Source organism: Pseudobutyrivibrio xylanivorans (assembly GCF_008935055.1).
GTDB classification, from domain to species: Bacteria; Bacillota; Clostridia; order Lachnospirales; family Lachnospiraceae; genus Pseudobutyrivibrio; species Pseudobutyrivibrio xylanivorans_A.
The window spans coordinates 49,059-67,361 of sequence record NZ_CP043029.1 but is presented as its reverse complement, the minus strand read 5'-3'; the positions used below and the strand labels follow the sequence as shown (position 1 = coordinate 67,361).

At 40.3% G+C, this 18,303-nt stretch carries 20 protein-coding genes; all 20 read left to right on the top strand.

What is annotated here, in order from left to right; all coding sequences use genetic code 11:
- Positions 1-76: 76 nt before the first annotated feature.
- The 20 genes from FXF36_RS15635 to FXF36_RS15540 all read left to right on the top strand — a co-directional run bounded on the left by FXF36_RS15635 (position 77) and on the right by FXF36_RS15540 (position 18,303).
- Positions 77-1,177, top strand: coding sequence for a DEAD/DEAH box helicase family protein (locus tag FXF36_RS15635; RefSeq protein ID WP_151625962.1), 1,101 nt, complete (start codon positions 77-79; stop codon positions 1,175-1,177).
- 23 nt (positions 1,178-1,200) lie between these two features.
- Positions 1,201-2,133 (top strand): glycosyltransferase family 2 protein, encoded by a 933-nt coding sequence (locus FXF36_RS15630; RefSeq protein ID WP_151625960.1) that lies wholly within the window; start codon positions 1,201-1,203, stop codon positions 2,131-2,133.
- A 2-nt stretch (positions 2,134-2,135) separates the two neighbouring features.
- A complete protein-coding gene (locus FXF36_RS15625) occupies positions 2,136-3,728 on the top strand; it encodes a glucosyltransferase domain-containing protein (protein WP_151625958.1) in 1,593 nt (530 codons plus the stop codon).
- Positions 3,729-3,795: 67 nt separating this feature from the next.
- Entirely contained in the window at positions 3,796-5,094 is a 1,299-nt protein-coding gene (locus FXF36_RS15620) for a DegT/DnrJ/EryC1/StrS family aminotransferase (RefSeq protein ID WP_151625956.1), read from the top strand.
- A 28-nt stretch (positions 5,095-5,122) separates the two neighbouring features.
- Entirely contained in the window at positions 5,123-5,713 is a 591-nt protein-coding gene (locus FXF36_RS15615) for a hypothetical protein (protein WP_151625954.1), read from the top strand.
- 69 nt (positions 5,714-5,782) lie between these two features.
- Positions 5,783-6,745: a glycosyltransferase family 2 protein gene (locus FXF36_RS15610; protein ID WP_151625952.1), complete on the top strand. Its 963-nt coding sequence runs from the start codon at positions 5,783-5,785 to the stop codon at positions 6,743-6,745.
- Between the two features lie 24 nt (positions 6,746-6,769).
- A complete protein-coding gene (locus FXF36_RS15605; RefSeq protein WP_151625950.1) occupies positions 6,770-7,171 on the top strand; it encodes a DUF6548 family protein in 402 nt (133 codons plus the stop codon).
- Between the two features lie 123 nt (positions 7,172-7,294).
- Positions 7,295-8,515, top strand: a complete 1,221-nt coding sequence (locus FXF36_RS15600; RefSeq protein WP_151625948.1) for a polysaccharide biosynthesis C-terminal domain-containing protein — start codon at positions 7,295-7,297, stop codon at positions 8,513-8,515.
- A gap of 53 nt (positions 8,516-8,568) precedes the next feature.
- The gene (gene wecB, locus FXF36_RS15595) at positions 8,569-9,726 is read left to right on the top strand and encodes a non-hydrolyzing UDP-N-acetylglucosamine 2-epimerase (protein WP_151625946.1); all 1,158 of its coding nucleotides are present in this window, start codon (positions 8,569-8,571) and stop codon (positions 9,724-9,726) included.
- 181 nt (positions 9,727-9,907) lie between these two features.
- On the top strand, positions 9,908-10,951 hold the full coding sequence (locus tag FXF36_RS15590) for a polysaccharide biosynthesis protein (RefSeq protein ID WP_151625944.1): 1,044 nt from the start codon (positions 9,908-9,910) through the stop codon (positions 10,949-10,951).
- Positions 10,951-11,340 (top strand): DMT family transporter, encoded by a 390-nt coding sequence (locus FXF36_RS15585; RefSeq protein WP_151625942.1) that lies wholly within the window; start codon positions 10,951-10,953, stop codon positions 11,338-11,340. The genes FXF36_RS15590 and FXF36_RS15585 overlap by 1 nt, the downstream gene beginning before the upstream one ends.
- A gap of 1 nt (position 11,341) precedes the next feature.
- Entirely contained in the window at positions 11,342-11,683 is a 342-nt protein-coding gene (locus FXF36_RS15580) for an EamA family transporter (RefSeq protein ID WP_151625940.1), read from the top strand.
- A 123-nt stretch (positions 11,684-11,806) separates the two neighbouring features.
- Entirely contained in the window at positions 11,807-12,628 is an 822-nt protein-coding gene (locus FXF36_RS15575; RefSeq protein ID WP_151625938.1) for a HipA domain-containing protein, read from the top strand.
- A 213-nt stretch (positions 12,629-12,841) separates the two neighbouring features.
- Positions 12,842-13,423 carry a hypothetical protein gene (locus FXF36_RS16815; RefSeq protein ID WP_317617429.1) on the top strand — a complete coding sequence of 194 codons (582 nt, stop codon included), beginning with the start codon at positions 12,842-12,844 and terminating at the stop codon, positions 13,421-13,423.
- 742 nt (positions 13,424-14,165) lie between these two features.
- A complete protein-coding gene (locus tag FXF36_RS16770) occupies positions 14,166-16,208 on the top strand; it encodes a flagellin N-terminal helical domain-containing protein (RefSeq protein ID WP_263008664.1) in 2,043 nt (680 codons plus the stop codon).
- Positions 16,209-16,537: 329 nt separating this feature from the next.
- Entirely contained in the window at positions 16,538-16,768 is a 231-nt protein-coding gene (locus tag FXF36_RS15555) for a hypothetical protein (RefSeq protein ID WP_151625936.1), read from the top strand.
- A gap of 45 nt (positions 16,769-16,813) precedes the next feature.
- Complete coding sequence (locus FXF36_RS15550) at positions 16,814-17,140, top strand: hypothetical protein (protein ID WP_151625934.1); 327 nt, start codon at positions 16,814-16,816, stop codon at positions 17,138-17,140.
- Between the two features lie 31 nt (positions 17,141-17,171).
- A complete protein-coding gene (locus FXF36_RS16430; protein WP_167511444.1) occupies positions 17,172-17,384 on the top strand; it encodes a hypothetical protein in 213 nt (70 codons plus the stop codon).
- A gap of 19 nt (positions 17,385-17,403) precedes the next feature.
- Positions 17,404-17,898, top strand: coding sequence for a hypothetical protein (locus FXF36_RS15545; protein WP_151625932.1), 495 nt, complete (start codon positions 17,404-17,406; stop codon positions 17,896-17,898).
- A 21-nt stretch (positions 17,899-17,919) separates the two neighbouring features.
- Positions 17,920-18,303 carry a hypothetical protein gene (locus FXF36_RS15540; RefSeq protein WP_151625930.1) on the top strand — a complete coding sequence of 128 codons (384 nt, stop codon included), beginning with the start codon at positions 17,920-17,922 and terminating at the stop codon, positions 18,301-18,303.

Sequence of the window (18,303 nt, the reverse complement as noted above, 5' to 3'; positions counted from 1 at the left end):
CTAAAGGATACTAAAGGTTGACGAACTGAGGAGGAGGGCATAAAATATATAATAGATAAGGAATGAGAGGTGCGATATGCAAAATCCTTTTACACATGCTTTTGGCGCGAAGCCAATTAAATATATATCTCCAATATTAACGGAGGAGATATTAGAAAATTTCACATATCCACAGCCTTCGGAGCGTGCGTATATATTGACGGGAGTGAGAGGTTCGGGAAAGACTGTAATGTTGTCGACGATTGCGCGAGAACTATCAGAACGGAAGGATTGGATTGTGTACAATTTGAACGCAACTGTTGATATGGTTGGTCAGCTGGCTGCTAAGCTATCCGAACATCCAATGTGTGCCAAGCATTTTGTTAAGCCTAAAGGTGTAAGTCTTTCTGTCGCTTCTATTAGCGTAGGATTTGAGTATAATAAAGAAAAAGTATTTGACATATATACTATGATTTCAAATATGATTGAGACACTTGCAGCAAAAGGCATTAAAGTCTTGATAACTATTGATGATGTGATGGCTAATGAAGAGATGAAGATTTTTGCACACACATTTCAACAGCTACTTACAGATTCAAGGGATTTACCAGTGTATTTGATAATGACTGGACTGTATACTAATTATAAAGATATTCAGAACAAGGAAGACTTTAAAGGAAGCACTTTTTTGACAAGGCTTTTGGAAAAGGAAGTTGAGCCTCTTGATGAGAGTCAAATGGCGGTGTCATATTGCAATACCTTTAATATCGATGAGCCTGAGGGAATCCGATTGGCAAAGATGACTAAGGGGTACGCGTTTGCTTATCAGTTGTTGGGATACTGGTATTTTGAAAAATATATCAATGAAAAAGATAGCGTAAGAGATGTTGAGATGGAATATCGCTCAGAGCTGATAAAGTACTGTTATTCAAAACTGTGGACGGAATTGTCAGAGAAGGATAAGATTATTGTCAAAGCAATGACTGTTCTCAATGCAGATGCCAAGAAGATTAAACGCGAGGATATATTGAAGTATCTTGAGTCGATAAATGAAGGAATGAAATCTACAACATTTGGTACTTATAGGGAGAGGCTGGTAGGCAAAGGAATAGTTGCTACATCTGATAATCGCGAGGGATTATATTGGCTTACTCTACCAGAGTTTGGAAATTATGTTAGACTATATCATATTGATTAATATTACGCTTAAAGAGGATTCAAATGGATAAAAAACTACTTACAATAATAGTTCCATGCTATAACGAGGAAGAGTCACTTCCAATTTTTTATAAGACTGTTCACGAGATGGAGGACAAGCTTTCATCGGTGGATTTGGAGTTTATGTTTGTGGATGATGGCTCAAAGGATAGGACTTTAGAGGTGTGCCGCCAGCTACATAAACAGGATGAGCGAGTGCACTATGTTTCGTTTTCTAGAAATTTTGGCAAGGAGGCTGGCATCTATGCAGGACTTGAAAAGTCCAAGGGTGATTATGTGGTAATCATGGATGCTGATTTGCAGGATCCACCTGCTATGCTTCCAGAGATGCTTTCCTATATAGAGTCGGGTGAATATGAGTGCGTAGCTACACGACGTGTGGATAGAAAGGGAGAGCCGCCTATTCGTTCATGGTTTGCTCGCAAATTCTACAAGCTCATGAACAAGATTTCCAGTGCAGATATCGTTGATGGTGCCCGCGATTATCAGATGATGACTCGCAAGGTAGTGGATGCTATTGTTTCTATGCGCGAATACAACCGTTTCTCAAAGGGCATTTTCGGCTGGGTTGGCTTCAAGCGTAAGTGGCTGGAGTTTGAAAATGTTGAACGTGTAGCAGGAGAGACCAAGTGGTCTTTCTGGAAGCTGTTTGTTTATGCAATTGATGGTATCGTTGCCTTCTCGACAGCACCACTTGTTATGGCTTCTATTTTTGGCGTAATCATGTGCCTGGTGGCATTTATATTTATTGTTGTCATTATTGTGCGTACACTTGTGTTCGGAGATCCGACAAGTGGTTGGCCATCAATGGTTTGTATTTTCCTCTTGGTTTCCGGTATCCAGCTTTTCTGCATGGGTGTGCTGGGACAGTACCTTTCAAAGGCATACCTTGAAACCAAGCAGAGACCAATTTACTTAGTGCAGGAAGAGGAATAATTATGAATTTTACAAATCCAATCGAGGATTTTATTAAATCAGTCCGTGACCGTCTTAGCTCACAGCAGATTTTTGCATTTGTTTCTGTGATGATTGCAGGGCTTATGGCTCACGGTTATATCATTTTCAATCGCATTTCCTATCATGACAACACCGCCTGCCTTTTTAATTTGGGAGGCACCTATGAGTCAGGACGTTGGATGTTAGGATTCATCTATGATATTCAGATGATGACCACCAAGCTATTTTCAGTGCCGGTGTTCAACGGAATCCTTTCAATTGTGTTTATAGCTTTGGCTGCAATGGTTATGATTCAGATGTTTGATGTAAAAAGCAGATTTTTAGCATCAGCCATCGGCGTGATAATGGTGGTATACCCTGTTGTGACAAGTATCTTTTCTTTTATGTTTACCGCTTGGGAATATCATCTGGGATTGTTTTTAGCAATCTATTGCGTATACGTATATACGAAGCGTAAATCCGTATTTACGTTTTTAATATCAGTACTGCTTTGTACAATAAGCCTTGGAATATATCAGGCATATTTTGCAGTGACTATTGCACTATTTTTGATTAAGCTTTTCTTTGGTGTATTGGACGGAGAGTTTGATAGTGTGGGCGCATACATCAAACGTGGTCTCACATATCTGGCGCAGCTTGGAGTCAGTTTAGTGCTTTGGGCAATTCTTCGTAAGGTTACTATGCTTATAAAGCATATCAATGCCGTAGAGTACAAGGGCATGAATGAAGGCTACGACCTTAGCAAGTTGCCAGCAGCATTTGTGGGAATGATAAAGGCGTTCCTTGGTTTTGGTCAGGCGGGCATCAATGCAGTGCTCTATCAGAGAGCCTTTACAGCACTGATTTTTGTAATTACTTTGGTGCAGATTACATTTCTTCTTGCACGGGCAAAGGAGAAGATTTCTATAAAACTCATCAGCTTGATTGGCCTGGTGTTCCTACCAATAGGAATGAATATTGTTTATCTTCTTTCTACCAGCAGTGAATATAATGTTGATTCCCTGATGCTTTATGGGGATATCTTTGTATTTATTTTGCCACTGTTGTTGATAGAACGATTGCAGATGGTGGATATGGCTACCGTGCTTGTGGATAAAGTGGTTTTTGTGGCAACATGGCTGCAGATTATCTCGCTTTTTGTTATGACATTAGGCTATACCTACATGGATAATGCAGCTTATATGAAGGCTGAAATTGCGCAGGAGCAAGCAATTTCCTATTTCAATCAGATGATTACCGCTATCAAGACTACAGATGGTTTTGAGCAGGATATGGATATTATCCTTGTGGGATGGCACAATTTGGATGATGCTACATTTACAACCGTTGATAACAGCGAGCAGCTTGATGCAGTGAAAATTGACAAGTTCCCTAGATACACAGACCTTGTGAAATATGAGGGCTCCATTTATTTCCTAAGGGAGCACCTTGGATTCGGTAACGAGCATGTGCTTGTGGATGACGGAACTGTTGGCGCAGAGGCCGAGGTTCAGCTGATGCCGACCTATCCAAACGATGGCGCAATTGCAGTGATTGATGGAAAGGTTATTGTCAAGTTGGGCGAGATGGACTAGAATAGGTCTGCCTAGATATGTAATAGGCGGATAGATAGAAACAGCATTATTTAAGAAGGTGAAAGAAATGTTTTCTAAGAAATTTGATAAATTTGAAGAGAAGGTTAGCCTTTCAACTCCTACACTCCACGGTGACGAGTTGAAGTGGATGGAGGAAGCTTACAAGAGCACCTGGATTTCTACATCAGGTGAGAATATTAACGAGGCTGAGCGTTTGGTTGCTGAGAAGGTTGGCGTTAAATATGCAGTTGCACTTTCAACTGGTACATCAAGCCTTCATCTTTCAATGAAGCTTGCAGGAATTGAAGCCTACGGTATGCCAGCAGTTGGTCACGGTGCACTTGAGGGACACAGAGTTTTCTGCTCAGACATGACATTTGATGCTACTGTAAATCCAGTTGTTTATGAGGGTGGAATCCCTGTATTTATCGACACAGAGGATGATACTTGGAACATGGACCCTGTAGCACTTGAAAAGGCATTCGAGATTTATCCAGAGGTAAAGGTTGTGGTTTGTGCGCATCTTTATGGAACACCTGGAAAGATTGACGAGCTTAATGCAATAATTGAAAAGCACGGAGCTATTCTCGTTGAGGATGCAGCAGAGTCTTTCGGTGCAACCTATAAGGGGGCTCAGACAGGTACCTTTGGTCATTACAATACAATTTCTTTCAATGGAAATAAGATTATTACTGGCTCATCAGGAGGATGCTTCCTTACAAATAGCAAGGAGGCCGCTGAGAAGGTTCGCAAGTGGTCAACACAGGCTCGCGAGGCAGCTCCTTGGTACCAGCATGAAGAGGTTGGTTATAACTATCGCATGAGCAATGTTACTGCTGGAATCGTTCGTGGTCAGATGCCTTATTTGGAGGAGCATATCTCTCAGAAGAAGGCTATTTATGAGCGTTATAAAGAGGGCTTCAAGGGTCTTCCAGTTCAGATGAATCCAATTGATTTTGAGAATAGTGAGCCAAACTACTGGTTGTCATGCCTTATTGTGGATGATGAAGCAATGTGCCCACAGGTTCGTGGTGAGCAGGATGTGCTTTTCACACCAGAGCATGGCAAGAGCTGCCCAACAGAAATTCTTCAGGCGCTTGCAAGCATCAATGCAGAGGGACGTCCTATTTGGAAGCCAATGCACATGCAGCCAATTTATCGTATGAACCCATTTGTAACTCGAGAGGGAAATGGACGTGCAGTGACAAATGCATATATCGCAGGCGGTGTACGTGGCGAGGATGGCAAGCTTCTTGATAGAGGCAGCGATATTTTCAATCGTGGACTTTGCCTCCCAAGTGATAACAAAATGACACCAGAGCAGCAGGACCGCGTAATCGAAGTTGTACGCGCTTGTTTTGAATAGTATAATAGGATGCAGGAGGGTTTCAAGTATGAAGAAATTATTAGTATTAGCTTTGATGGCAGTTACTTTGGTTTCAACAAGCATTACTGCTGAGGCTAAGGTTTACAACTACGATATTACAGAGGAAAATTTTGACGCAGTCGATTATGCAAATCGCTATGCGGATGTAAAGGCAGCCTTTGGTGATGACAAGGCAAAGCTCTACAATCACTATAAGTTCTTCGGCGTTGAGGAAGGCAGAATCGTAAAGATTAACAAGGATGTTCTTACAAGCCAGCTAAATGCAGAAAGCGATATCGTTGCTTACAAGATTTTCGCTCTCGACATTTTAAAGACAATCATCACTGATGATATGACAGATGCGCAGAAGGTTAAGGCTGTGGAAGCTTGGATGAAGGCAAATATCACTCAGGGAACCACTGCTGACAACGCTTGTTATCACATCGTTGCACCAATGACTTCTCAGCCAACAGCTCCAGAGGGCTTCGCTGAGACCTTCGAGTTTTTCATGGATGCAGCCGGCGTTGAGGCTATCACCACTAGTGACCTTAAGGCAAATAAGGTCAACGTGGATGGGGTATGGTACGACGTCAATATTCCTGCTGGCATCTTGTACTAAGATTTTTAAAGCTGCCATTTGCTGTTTGGCTTATGGCAGCTTTTATTAAAGTAAAGGGACTTTATTTATATGGCAAAAAAGATTTCGATTGTAGTTTCAGTCTATAACGAAGAGTTGGGACTTCATCAGTTTTATGACCACACATCTCCGATTTTGAATGAGATGTCAAAGAAGACTGGCTGGGACTATGAGATGATTTTTGTAAATGATGGCAGCCGTGACGGCAGCCTTGATATATTGAGAGAGTTTGCAGCAGCGGATGACCATGTAGCGGTTGTGAATTTTGCAGCAAATAGAGGTCATGAGGCAGCAATGATTGCTGGCATTGATTATGCGAGTGGTGATGGAGTGGTTTGCATGGATGCAGATCTTCAGCATCCACCAGAGTCTATTCCTGCAATTGTTGAAAAGCTTGAGGCAGGATATGATGTTGTTTCCATGGTTCGGACATCTCGTGCTGATGCAGGACTTTTCAAGCGCATTACTTCGGCAGCATTCTACAAGGTTATGAATGCAATGTCTGGAAAGACAAAGTTTGAGAATAATTCATCAGACTTTTTCGCAATATCGCGACGCGTTGCACTTGTACTTAAAAATGATTACCGCGAGCGAGTTAGATTCCTCCGCGGTTATGTGCAGAATGTGGGATTTAAAAAGACTACACTTGAGTTCGAGGCCAGTGCCAGAGTGGCAGGCGAAAGTAATTATAATCTCAAGGCGCTCATTAAGCTTTCGTTGAATGCAATCTGTAATTTCTCAGATGTTCCTTTGAAGATGGGAATTTATGCTGGTGTTGTTTCTATCGTTGCAGCATTGATTCTGATGATTTATTCGATTGTGCAGTATTTTCTTGGCACAGCACCAGATGGATATTCGACACTCATTGTTGTATTATGTTTCATGTTTGGAGTGCTGTTCATTATTTTAGGATTCATTTCCGAATATCTTGCAATCATATTCGCAGAAGTGAAAAATCGTCCGATATATATTGTAGATAGTATTATTACTAAAGATGGTGAAGAGTTAAAGTAGCATTTTGAGGCTTGAGGGGACGTTATGGGAAGCGAAAAGAACAGAGTAATTAACGAACGTTTTTATGATGCATATCTGGATTTTGACGAGGTACTTTGTGGACGCCTGAATGTCAAAGAGGATGGTGTTAAAAAGTACCAGATAAAGATGAAGGAGTGTTACACTGAGGCACGGGATGTTATTCCTGAATGGGATGTAGTTTATGCCAGACTCAAGGCTATTCGTGCAAGGCATCAGAATCTAACACAAGGGACTGCAAAATTTGATGAGTTCCAAGGAAAAGATGAGGATGTAGTCTGGATGCAGATTTTCTGTGAGAAGTTAGACGCGGATGCAGATCCTCTTTCAAAGTATTCGAAGTATTCTTTCGAGAAAAGAAAACATAAAGGTTTCTTTGCGAAGCTAATGGAAGCCTTTAGTAAATAGTGTTATTGATTTTGGGATTTTTTGTGGGAAGTGTGCAATAGTGCACTTCTTCTTTTGTTGTGTTATACTGATATGGATTGTGAGTGCTAATAGGCACTTATTTACAAATTAGGAGATTATACTTTGAAAATTCTAGTAACCGGCGCAGCCGGATTCGTTGGTAAAAATCTTGTGGAGACACTTAAGTGTGCTTCGGATGGCCGTGACAAGTTCCACAGTCTTGGCGAGGAGCTCACTATATATGAGTACGATCGTGCTTCCACTTTAGAGGAATTAGATCGCTACTGCAGTGATTGCAATTTCGTTTTTAATCTCGCTGGGGTGAATCGCCCTAAGGATAATTCAGAATTTATGGAGGGGAACTTCGGATTTGCAAGCACCCTTCTTGATACATTAAAGAAGCATAATAATACATGCCCCGTTATGCTTTCGTCATCAATTCAGGCCACACTTTTGGGTCGCTACGCTGGTAGCGATTATGGCAAAAGCAAACTCGCTGGCGAGGAGCTTTTCTTCAAGTACAGTGGGGAGACTGGAGCAAAGGTTATCGTTTATCGTTTCCCAAATCTTTTTGGAAAATGGTGCAGACCTAATTACAATTCCGCCGTTGCCACTTTCTGCAACAATAAGGCAAACGGTTTGGACATCACAGTGAACGATCCAAGCACAGAGCTCACACTTGTTTATATAGATGATTTGGTAAACGAGATGTTTGACGCCCTTCGTGGAAACGAGCACCGTTGCGATTATGATGAGGAGGGCAATGTGGTTCCTGATACAGCTGGAAAGTATGCTTATGTTCCAGTTAGCCACAATGTGACTCTTGGAGAAATTGTGGAGCTTTTGGACAGCTTCGTTGAACAGCCACAGTCACTTATGATGCCTGCAATTCCAAATGGCAGCTTTGCAAAGAAGCTTTACAGCTCATACTTGAGCTACCTTCCAAAGGAAAAGGCAATCTTTGATTTGAAAATGAACTGCGATAACCGAGGCAGCTTTACAGAACTATTGAAGACAGCTGACTACGGCCAGTTTTCAGTGAACGTTAGCAAACCTGGTATTACAAAGGGACAGCACTGGCACCACACAAAGTGGGAATTCTTTATTGTAGTTTCAGGACATGGTTTGATTCAGCAGCGTCGAGTTGGAGTGGACGAAAACGGACAGGCTTATCCAGTTATAGAGTATGAGGTGAGCGGCGAGAAGATTCAGGCCATCCACATGCTGCCGGGTTATACACACAATATTATCAATCTGTCTGATACTCAGGATCTCGTTACCCTTATGTGGGCGAATGAGTTGCTGGAGGCGGATAGACCGGATACATACTTCGAAGAAGTTTAATTATTAGAAAGAGTAAGCCTGTAGCTATTCAAGCTTCAGGCGTAGGTGTTCAAATGTTTAAAAATAATGGAAAATTAAAGCTTTTGATTATCGTAGGAACCCGTCCTGAGATAATAAGACTTGCGGCAGTAATAAAGAAATGTCGAAAGTATTTTGACTGTGTTCTTGCACATACAGGTCAGAATTATGATTATAATTTAAATGGTGTGTTCTTCAAGGACCTGCAGCTTGATGACCCAGAGGTATACATGGATGCAGTAGGCGATAACCTTGGACAGACTGTTGGAAACATTATCGCAAAGTCTTATGAGCTTATGGTGGAAATTCAGCCAGATGCTCTTTTGATTCTTGGAGATACAAACTCTTGCCTTTCAGCTATAGCTGCAAAGCGACTTCATATTCCAATCTTCCATATGGAGGCTGGAAACCGTTGTAAGGATGAGTGCCTTCCAGAGGAGACTAACCGTCGTATCGTTGATATTATCTCTGATGTGAATATGGCATACTCGGAGCACGCCCGCCGCTACTTGGCAGACTGTGGACTTCCAAAGGAGCGCACCTATGTAACAGGTTCGCCAATGGCAGAGGTTCTCCATGAGAATCTGGAGGCTATAGAGGCATCAGATGTTCTTGAAAAGCTTGGACTTGAGCCTAAGAAGTACATCCTTCTCTCGGCACACCGCGAAGAGAACATCGACACTGAAAAGAATTTTACATCACTTTTCACAGCTATCAACAAGCTGGCTGAGAAGTACGATATGCCAATTCTTTACAGCTGTCATCCACGTTCAAGAAAGCGTCTTGAGGCTACGGGCTTCAAGCTTGACCCACGAGTTCGTATGCATGAGCCACTTGGTTTCCATGATTATAATCATCTTCAGATGAATGCATTTGCGGTTGTTTCAGATTCGGGCACACTCCCAGAGGAGTCAAGTTTCTTTACAAGCATTGGAAAGCCATTTCCAGCTGTGTGCATTCGTACATCAACTGAGAGACCGGAGGCACTTGATAAGGCTTGCTTCTTCATCGCAGGAATTGATGAAAGATCACTCCTTCAGGCTGTCACCACAGCCATCGATATGAATGAGGCTGGCGACTACGGAATCCCAGTTCCAGATTACGTGGAGGAGAATGTATCCACAAAGGTTGTAAAAATTATTCAGTCGTACACTGGAATAGTTAACAAGATGGTGTGGAGAAAAGAAATATAATTAATAATTTAGATGAGTGAGTTTGAACAGACTATATACTTTGCAGATGAACCCTTGATGAGCCATCCCTACTTAGATGGTGCTTTAGCAGCATCTTATGTAGGGTAATGAGCGAATAAGAGCGAAAGCGTGGTGAATTGCAAGGTATATAGTCTGTGATAACCACGGATTGGAGATTATCATGAATTGTGAATTATTTAAAGATAAGACTTTGATGATTACTGGAGGAACAGGTTCATTTGGTTCCACAGTACTTAAGCATTTTTTGGATTCAGATTTGAAGGAGATTAGAATTTTCTCACGTGATGAGAAGAAGCAGGATGATATGAGACATCAGCTTCAGGCTGAGCATCCAGATCTTGCAGGCAAGGTAAAGTTCTATATCGGTGATGTTAGAAATATGCGTTCTGTTCAGGATGCTATGCCAGGTGTAGATTTCATCTTCCATGCAGCAGCACTTAAGCAGGTTCCATCTTGCGAGTTCTTCCCAATGGAGGCTGTTCGCACAAATGTTGAGGGAACAGATAATGTGCTTCATGCAGCAGTTGAGGCTGGTGTTAAGCGTGTCGTTTGCCTTTCAACTGATAAGGCAGCTTATCCAATCAATGCTATGGGTATTTCAAAGGCTATGATGGAGAAGGTTATCGGTGCAAATGCCAGAGTTGCAGCAGGAAAGACAACAATTTGCTGTACACGTTATGGTAATGTTATGTGCTCTCGTGGTTCGGTTATTCCACTTTTCATCGACCAGATTAAGGCTGGAAATCCTATCACAATCACAGATCCAAACATGACTCGTTTCCTTATGAATTTGGATGAGGCTGTTGCACTTGTTATGTTTGCATTCGAGCACGGCGAGCCAGGTGACCTTTTTGTTCAGAAGTCAGATGCTTCTACAATCGGAGATTTGGCAAAGGCTGTTCAGCAGCTCTTTGGTGATACAGGTACAAAGATTATCGGAACCCGTCACGGCGAGAAGCTTTATGAGACACTTATGACTAACGAGGAGTGCGTTCGCTCAATTGATATGGGCAATTACTTCCGCGTTCTTCCTGACGGTCGTGATTTGAACTACGACAAGTTCTTTGTAGATGGACAGGTTCACACCATGGCTAACGAGGCTTACACATCTCACAATACTCGTCGCCTTGATGTGGCAGGCACAGTTGACAAGATTATGACTACTGACTACGTAAAAGAAATGCTTGAGAACTGGGGTAAGTAATGAAAAAAGAGACGATTAAATGGTTCGCCATTCTTCATATTATTATTTTGATTTTCTCTGTAAACAGTATCTGTTCAAAGACAGCAGCTCAGTACGAGTTCCTGAGTCCAAAGTGGATTCTGTTTTATGGAATTGTAATTTGTATTCTTGGCTTTTATGCAATTGCATGGCAGCAGGTGCTTAAGCATCTGCCACTTATCACAACCTACGCCAACAAGGCAGCCACCACAATCTGGGGACTGATTTGGGGATATGTGATTTTTAAAGAGCAGATTACTTTGCCAAAGGTAATTGGTGCGATTGTTGTTATCATCGGAGTTTACCTTGTTGTAAGCGGCGATGATGAAGTGATTGCATCGAAGAAAAAGTCTGAAGAGGAGGTAAAGTAGAATGCTTAAATATGCACTTATCATGCTGACAGGCACCTTCATTGCCTCATGCTCACAGATAGTTTTAAAGAAAGCTGCAGAGAAGGAATACGCCAGCAAAATCGCTGAGTACCTAAACCCTATGGTTATGGGCGCTTATGTTGTGTTCTTTGGCGCATCTCTCTGCTCAGTACTTGGTTACAAGAAGGTGCCACTTTCAATTGGCCCAATCCTTGAAGCCACAGGATATATATGGGTTGCCATCCTTGGAAAAATCTTCTTGGGCGAGCATATTAGCAAGCGCAAAGGCCTTGGCCTTGTGGTCATTATCCTTGGAATTGTGATTGCAGCGTTTGGAGTTTAAAAGAATATTGAAGTAATTATAATGAAGGGACTGGCGAGCCAGTCCCTTTTTTGTGCGAGTCATTCAGATTTATTTGACGCGCGTCAAATAATATTATAGTATTACGCTAGGAGGTTCTATAGAATGGAAAGTAGAATTATCTTGGAAAAGCAAGATTTAAGATTTTTACAATGGTCCCACACTAGAGCATCCAGCGGTACCGCTGGTACTTTTTTGAAGTCTCAGGAGAAAAGAGATGGTAGAAAAATATACTATAAGCTTTCTCGATTTGACAGTGAAAAGGGAATTATAGGACATGAATGTGTAAACGAAATTATTGTGGACAGGTTACTGACTATTTTAGGAGTTGAGCATCTGCATTATGAATTAATACATGCCGATGTGGAAATTGATGGAACCGAATATGAAACCTGGGTCTGTGCTTCAGAAGATTTTAAGCAACGTGGAGAGACAAAAGCGTCTTTGGAAAATTATTATCAGGTCAATTGTGCTTCTGGGGAAAGTCACTATGATTTTTGTAAAGAAAATGGCTGGCAGAAGTATATAGATACTATGCTTGTAGTCGATTACTTGATTTTAAATAGAGATAGACACGGGGCTAATATAGAAGTTTTAAGAAATGCGAGAAATAAAACACTACGAATAGCACCGCTGTTTGATCACGGATTATCGCTTTTATGCTCGTGCCTTTCTCAGGAGGAAATACGTAAATACGATATTGCTGAAGATAAGCCCTGCCAGAATTTTATCGGTAGTAGATCAGTGTATGAAAACTTATCATTGATTGAAAACAAGGAAGGCATTTTTTCGGAACGATTAACTCAAAGAAGTAGAGATTACATTTTTAAGGATGTCAACGAAATTCTTTCGGAAGAACATATAGAAAAGATTTGGAATATGCTTAGCATGAGGTGGAATTATTATGAAAGTCTTTGCAATTCATGATGATGAAATTGATAAAAAAGAAGAAATAGGCTTTTGTTTTTTTATGAGAAGTCTAATTCTTTTGTAATTGAGTTGAAACAGTGCCTTAACGAATGGAATGCACCTTTGTTATTTTCATCGCTCGTGAGGCGAGGAATCTATACGGTGCCTAAAGATATTGCAAGGCTTTGGGTGGAGGAAAGAGTCATACCAATTGGACGGCAAAACATTGGAATGATTCTGAAGAATGCCAAGATGACAAAGTATAATGAGGGGAGATTATTGGCGCTAAGTAAAGGAAGATCATCCCAAGATTCTTGTTATTTACGTGAGGTAAAAACAAATGATTTGCCAGAATGGGTAATGGCAAGGCAGAGTGATAATCTGTTTGAAGCATTTCCTATTATAGATAATAGAATAATATGTTTGTTAAAAAATGATACAGTGCTAGAGGTGGATTTGAAGGAATGCTTAGAAGAAGTACCAAAGCTTTACACAGTTTTATCAAATGAAAGATTGCTTTCCACACTAAAAGTGGATGCTGGCGGATATGGTGTTTCTATTAATGAATCCATATATATCGAGAAGAGAGTGCTTTTGAATAAAGGTATCATAATTCCTATTTACGCGCAGGTATTCAAGGATTTTGCAAAGCATTGCGTCGTCAACACAGCTGAGGCCTGTTCTATATTGGAATGCACCAGGCAGAATTTGTCGCACTTAATTAAGACTGATGTGCTTCATCCATTGAAAGAAGGGTGGAGAGAGAATGTGTTTCTGAAGGGTGAGATTACGGGAGGAGATATGTTGCAATAATGGAAGAGTTGAGTGATTTAAAATGAAGTGGCTATGCAATTGGAAAAGCTTGTTGATGAAGCAAAAAAGCAAATGCAGGAGATTTCTGTTATGGAATACACAGAGGTTGCTTAGGAACTTTATGACCATTCTGTGAAAATCCGTCACAATCAAAAAATGGTGCTATAATGGTGCTACAGGTAGGTGGAAAACTTACCGTAGCGCCATTTTTAATAACAAAAATATTTTTTGAAGAAATTTTAAAAATGGGGTTAAGTTTATAACATTCTATCCGATATAGTTATTGCAAGGGTGAAAAGAGCTGGAAAAATAAAGCTTAAAATATTATTAAAAATTTTTTCAAAAAGCTATAAAGTTTTCCAAACTTCATCCGATAACTAAAATGTAGATAAATGAAACGGATTTTGTTTATCTTCGTTAGCAACATCAAATCTAATATCGTTTTCGACACAGGACACGGATGTTAAGTATCGAAGAATAATTTCAAATCTATTTCCATTTATCAATTGTACATTTACAATTGAATATTTTTATGCTTGTTTATGAGACAAAACTACTAGAAAACAAGGAGGAAATGGCCATTAAACGCCATTCATCCAATTATGTTAAGTAGGTATAATCCCTACAGTGTGTCGCGCGAGCATTGTAGTTGATTATAGATGTAATTTATTAACAAAGTATGTGAACAATTCACATCTCCCAGGAAAGGAATCCAGGGAGTATCTACAAGGAGGTAGAATTTATGGTAGTACAACATAACATGCAGGCAGCTAATGCTTCAAGAATGCTTGGTATCACATCTGGCAATCAGGCAAAGTCAACTGAGAAACTTTCTTCAGGTTTTAGAATTAACCGWGCAGCAGATGATGCAGCTGGTCTTTCAATTTCTGAGAAGATGCGTAAGCAGATTAGAGGTCTTGATCAGGCATCTACAAACGCATCGGACGGTGTWTCTGCAGTACAGACAGCTGAAGGTGCATTAACAGAAGTTCACTCAATGCTTCAGAGAATGAATGAGCTTGCAGTTCAGGCAGCTAACGGCACTAACAGCCAGACAGACCGTAAGTCAATCCAGGACGAAATCGAGCAGTTAACAACTGAAATCGATCGTGTTGCTGAGACAACCAAGTTCAACGAGACTTACTTACTTAAAGGTGATCCTAACGACACAAAGGTTACAAAGACTGTAAAGGCTCATGATGCTGGTCTTGATGGTGATCTTGTAGAGAACGCTGTAAATGGCACAACTAAGTTTACTCTTAAAGAGAAGCTTAAGGATGGCGATCAGGTTATGATCGGTGGCAAGGAGTACAAGATTGGCTCAGGAAAGTCTGAGGATAGCTATAAGACCACATTTACATTGTCAACAAAGCAGTTAGGTGTTGGAGATAGTATCACAGTTGATGGCAAGACAACTACTATTACAAAAGATGTAAAGGCTTCAGATGTAATGGCAGCAACAGCTAATGTTGGTGATCAGATTATAACAAAAGATGGTACTGTATATCAGTATTATGCTCAGACACAAGCAACAGATAATACTGCTGTTAACGTTAAGGCTGGATGGTATGACAAGTCTACATATGAGGCAACATCTCTTTATGAGGCTCAGGGTCATATGAAGACAACTGGTCAGATTGCAGTAGAGGGTTCTACATGGAAACGTATCGGTAATGGTCAGGGTGCTACAGCTGCAGTAGATACAGGCAAGAGAGCAATAGATGATCAGGCACGAAGCGGTGGTGTTACAGAGTTTAATATTGTTAAAAATATTAAAGATGGTGAGAAGTCTATCTACAATATCAATTCATCTGTAGCAGATGCAAACTCAGGAGATAAAAATAAGGTATATGCAGAGCATGTTAAGGGCTCTCAGATTGCTGCTGGAGATTCTATTACAGTTTCTGGTGAAGAACTTACAGCTACTAAGGGCGCTGCAGCAAGTGGTGATGACGTATATGATGCAAAAAAGTTTTCTGAGATTGCAAAATCAATTGGTGCAATGAAGGGTGGTCAGAACGTTACTGTATCTAACATTGACGGTTCAAACTCAGTAAAATATACAATTGCTGAGACTGCAGACCAGGAAGACAGCGCATCTAATAAGTACACTCGTGATCATATTATCGGGCTTCTTCAGGAAGGTCAGCGTGTTGACTATAAAGAAGCAAGTGGCGATACATGGACTACAAAGAAGGATACTGTAGCAGGTATTGATGCAGCTGATGATAGCAAGATTTCAGCTACAAGAGCTTATACACTTATGGCTGAAGAGCTTCAGAAGGCTTCTTCAATTGGTGCAGACACAGAGGCAAAGGTTACTAGCAATAACGATGGTTCATTTGATATTAAGCAGGGTACTGTAGAGTACACAGATAAGCTTTCATTCAACCTTCATGTTGGTGCTGATGCTGATATGACAAACAAGATTAACGTTGATGTTAATTCTATGAGCGCTGCATACCTTGGAATTAAGGGTATTAACGTAAATGATGATACAGGTACAGCAGCAACATATGCAATCGATGCAATCGCTGACGCTGTTGCTAAGGTATCTGAGCAGAGATCTTCACTCGGTGCTGTTCAGAACAGATTAGAGCACACAATCGCTAACGTTGATAACGTAGTTGAGAACTCTAACGCAGCTGAGTCACGTATCCGTGATACAGATATGGCTGATGAGATGGTTACATACAGCAAGAATAACATTCTTGCTCAGGCTGGTCAGGCAATGCTTGCTCAGGCTAACCAGGCTACTCAGGGCGTACTTTCAATCCTTGGCTAATCTTAAGATTAATGAAGCATAGCATTCTTAATCACATAAATTATCGATTTTCGATTCGCGCAGACTAGTTAATCGGTACTAACTAGGGGATTGGGGGACTCCCATCCCGGAGCCCCCTATTTTCTTAAACGGTGCTAACGCACTCTCTCAGAAACGGAATTCGAGAGTATACTTACAAGGATGTAAAAGACTACAAAGGACCTCCAGATTGGAGGTCCTTTTTCATGGCTGTTGACAGAATTACGGATATACCGTAATATAACTACGGAGTAAGTTAATGCAAGATTATTTATTCACTTATTCTGGAATGTTATAATGGAGGAAGAGTAATGGATATTAGTTTACGCAGACTAAGGAGGCCACTTATGGATGAGAAATATTTAACTGTTTCTGATTTAAAGCTTGGCATGAGAACTACTGCCGACCAGCTTAGCCATATAGTCAATAAATACATGATTTTGGTTTATGATAATGATGATGACGATGAAGGTACACTGGTCTTTATTGGAAGTAGGAGAAATAGAGAGTATAAAAAGTGGTTTAATCAGGAAAACCAATAACACCGATTTTTCATTCTCCTTGGGAATTTGAGGAGGATGTAGTGTTTGATGAGTAAAAACTTTATAGAAATTGAAATGCAAAGTCATGCAAAAGGAGGGGGCTCGTTTTCTTGTAGTGCTGATTTTGTATTGGATAACGTGAAAATACATTTTAGAAGAATTCCAGTGAAGATTGATACAGGGTGTGCGATAAGCACTATTCCGCTGCGAAGATTAACCAAATCTCCTTGGGAATGCTATTTACTAAAAAGGAATGATATTGTCAACAATGTACCAGCGATAAGAAGTTATGGTGTTGAGACCGCTGGATCTAAACATGAAAAGGTTGAAACATATAGGCAGAAAATGCACTGTAAGGCATTAAAAATTTAAGCACAGTGTTAAAGGATTTAAGCTGGGGGATGTGCCACTGTCAGTTGATAGTATATACATTAATTATGATAGAACAAGTAGTGTTCTTATCGGTATGGACATCATTGAAAAGATGGTCACCTACATTGATATCAGTAAACAAACAGGCAAGCTCACACTCCTAAGTTGCCCAAAGGAACGTCTTACACCTGAATTTTGGGAAGCAGTTTATAATCATTTTGGGTTAGTGCAGGAGTGTGCGTAGGCGTGAAGGATAAATACAAATGAAATATAGATTTTGTGAATTGTTCGATAATACAGTTGTAAGTTATACAGAAATGCAAAGCGATGGTTCTATAAAAACATTTTTTGAGTGTTCTAATTATAATGTAAAAAAATATGCGGAGTGTTTGTTGCCGGCATATGAATGGAGTGAGATTGAGGGGTACTCCAAGATAGAAATACAAGGCTTAGAATATTTTCTAAAAAAGGTAGAAGAAACATTGCTTTACAGTGCTGGAATGAAGGCCAGCGATTCTATCATTTACTACAAATATTATCCAAATGTAAAAGATGTGCGATGTATTGCAACAGCAACTATGTATGGTGAGGCATTTTATGAAGGTTTTATAGAAGGTGCTGCTGAATTAAATGAAACATTTGATTGGCTTATAAATTCTGGAAGAATAACAGAGGCAGTGGCACTGCTTAAATCCAAAGATGAGGATTATATAAATTCTTTAATAAATGAATATATTTTATACAGAGATATGAATTAAATAAGTTACACGGAGTTATAAATGGGAAAATCAGATGTTATGAGCTGCAATATTATGGATAATCCAGCATATTTTGCAGATACAATTAATAATGGATTGTTTAGAGGTCTGGAGGTTGTTAAGCCGGAAAATCTTCAAGAATTAGATTCAAAAGAAAATGCAGTTTTTGAAGCAGCTTTTAAGAAGGTTGTAGCTGTTAACCAGTTCGCTAAAGGGGATATACCAATTAACGAGGATAAGGAGAATACCGATATGTGCTATGCTCTTCAATCTATGAAGGATGATGCGAGAAATGAAGGAAAGATAGAGACACTAGCAGCCCTTGTAAAAGACGGCCTTTTAGATATATCTGAAGCAGCAAAGCGAGCTGGTATTTCAGTTGAAGATATGAAGGCGATGCTATAA

Coding starts and splice junctions, on each gene's coding strand:
- FXF36_RS15635 (WP_151625962.1), top strand. CDS start 77: ATGCAAAATCCTTTTACACATGCTTTTGGCGCGAAGCCAATTAAATAT.
- FXF36_RS15630 (WP_151625960.1), top strand. CDS start 1,201: ATGGATAAAAAACTACTTACAATAATAGTTCCATGCTATAACGAGGAA.
- FXF36_RS15625 (WP_151625958.1), top strand. CDS start 2,136: ATGAATTTTACAAATCCAATCGAGGATTTTATTAAATCAGTCCGTGAC.
- FXF36_RS15620 (WP_151625956.1), top strand. CDS start 3,796: ATGTTTTCTAAGAAATTTGATAAATTTGAAGAGAAGGTTAGCCTTTCA.
- FXF36_RS15615 (WP_151625954.1), top strand. CDS start 5,123: ATGAAGAAATTATTAGTATTAGCTTTGATGGCAGTTACTTTGGTTTCA.
- FXF36_RS15610 (WP_151625952.1), top strand. CDS start 5,783: ATGGCAAAAAAGATTTCGATTGTAGTTTCAGTCTATAACGAAGAGTTG.
- FXF36_RS15605 (WP_151625950.1), top strand. CDS start 6,770: ATGGGAAGCGAAAAGAACAGAGTAATTAACGAACGTTTTTATGATGCA.
- wecB (WP_151625946.1), top strand. CDS start 8,569: ATGTTTAAAAATAATGGAAAATTAAAGCTTTTGATTATCGTAGGAACC.
- FXF36_RS15590 (WP_151625944.1), top strand. CDS start 9,908: ATGAATTGTGAATTATTTAAAGATAAGACTTTGATGATTACTGGAGGA.
- FXF36_RS15585 (WP_151625942.1), top strand. CDS start 10,951: ATGAAAAAAGAGACGATTAAATGGTTCGCCATTCTTCATATTATTATT.
- FXF36_RS15580 (WP_151625940.1), top strand. CDS start 11,342: ATGCTTAAATATGCACTTATCATGCTGACAGGCACCTTCATTGCCTCA.
- FXF36_RS15575 (WP_151625938.1), top strand. CDS start 11,807: ATGGAAAGTAGAATTATCTTGGAAAAGCAAGATTTAAGATTTTTACAA.
- FXF36_RS16815 (WP_317617429.1), top strand. CDS start 12,842: ATGATTCTGAAGAATGCCAAGATGACAAAGTATAATGAGGGGAGATTA.
- FXF36_RS15555 (WP_151625936.1), top strand. CDS start 16,538: ATGGATATTAGTTTACGCAGACTAAGGAGGCCACTTATGGATGAGAAA.
- FXF36_RS15545 (WP_151625932.1), top strand. CDS start 17,404: ATGAAATATAGATTTTGTGAATTGTTCGATAATACAGTTGTAAGTTAT.
- FXF36_RS15540 (WP_151625930.1), top strand. CDS start 17,920: ATGGGAAAATCAGATGTTATGAGCTGCAATATTATGGATAATCCAGCA.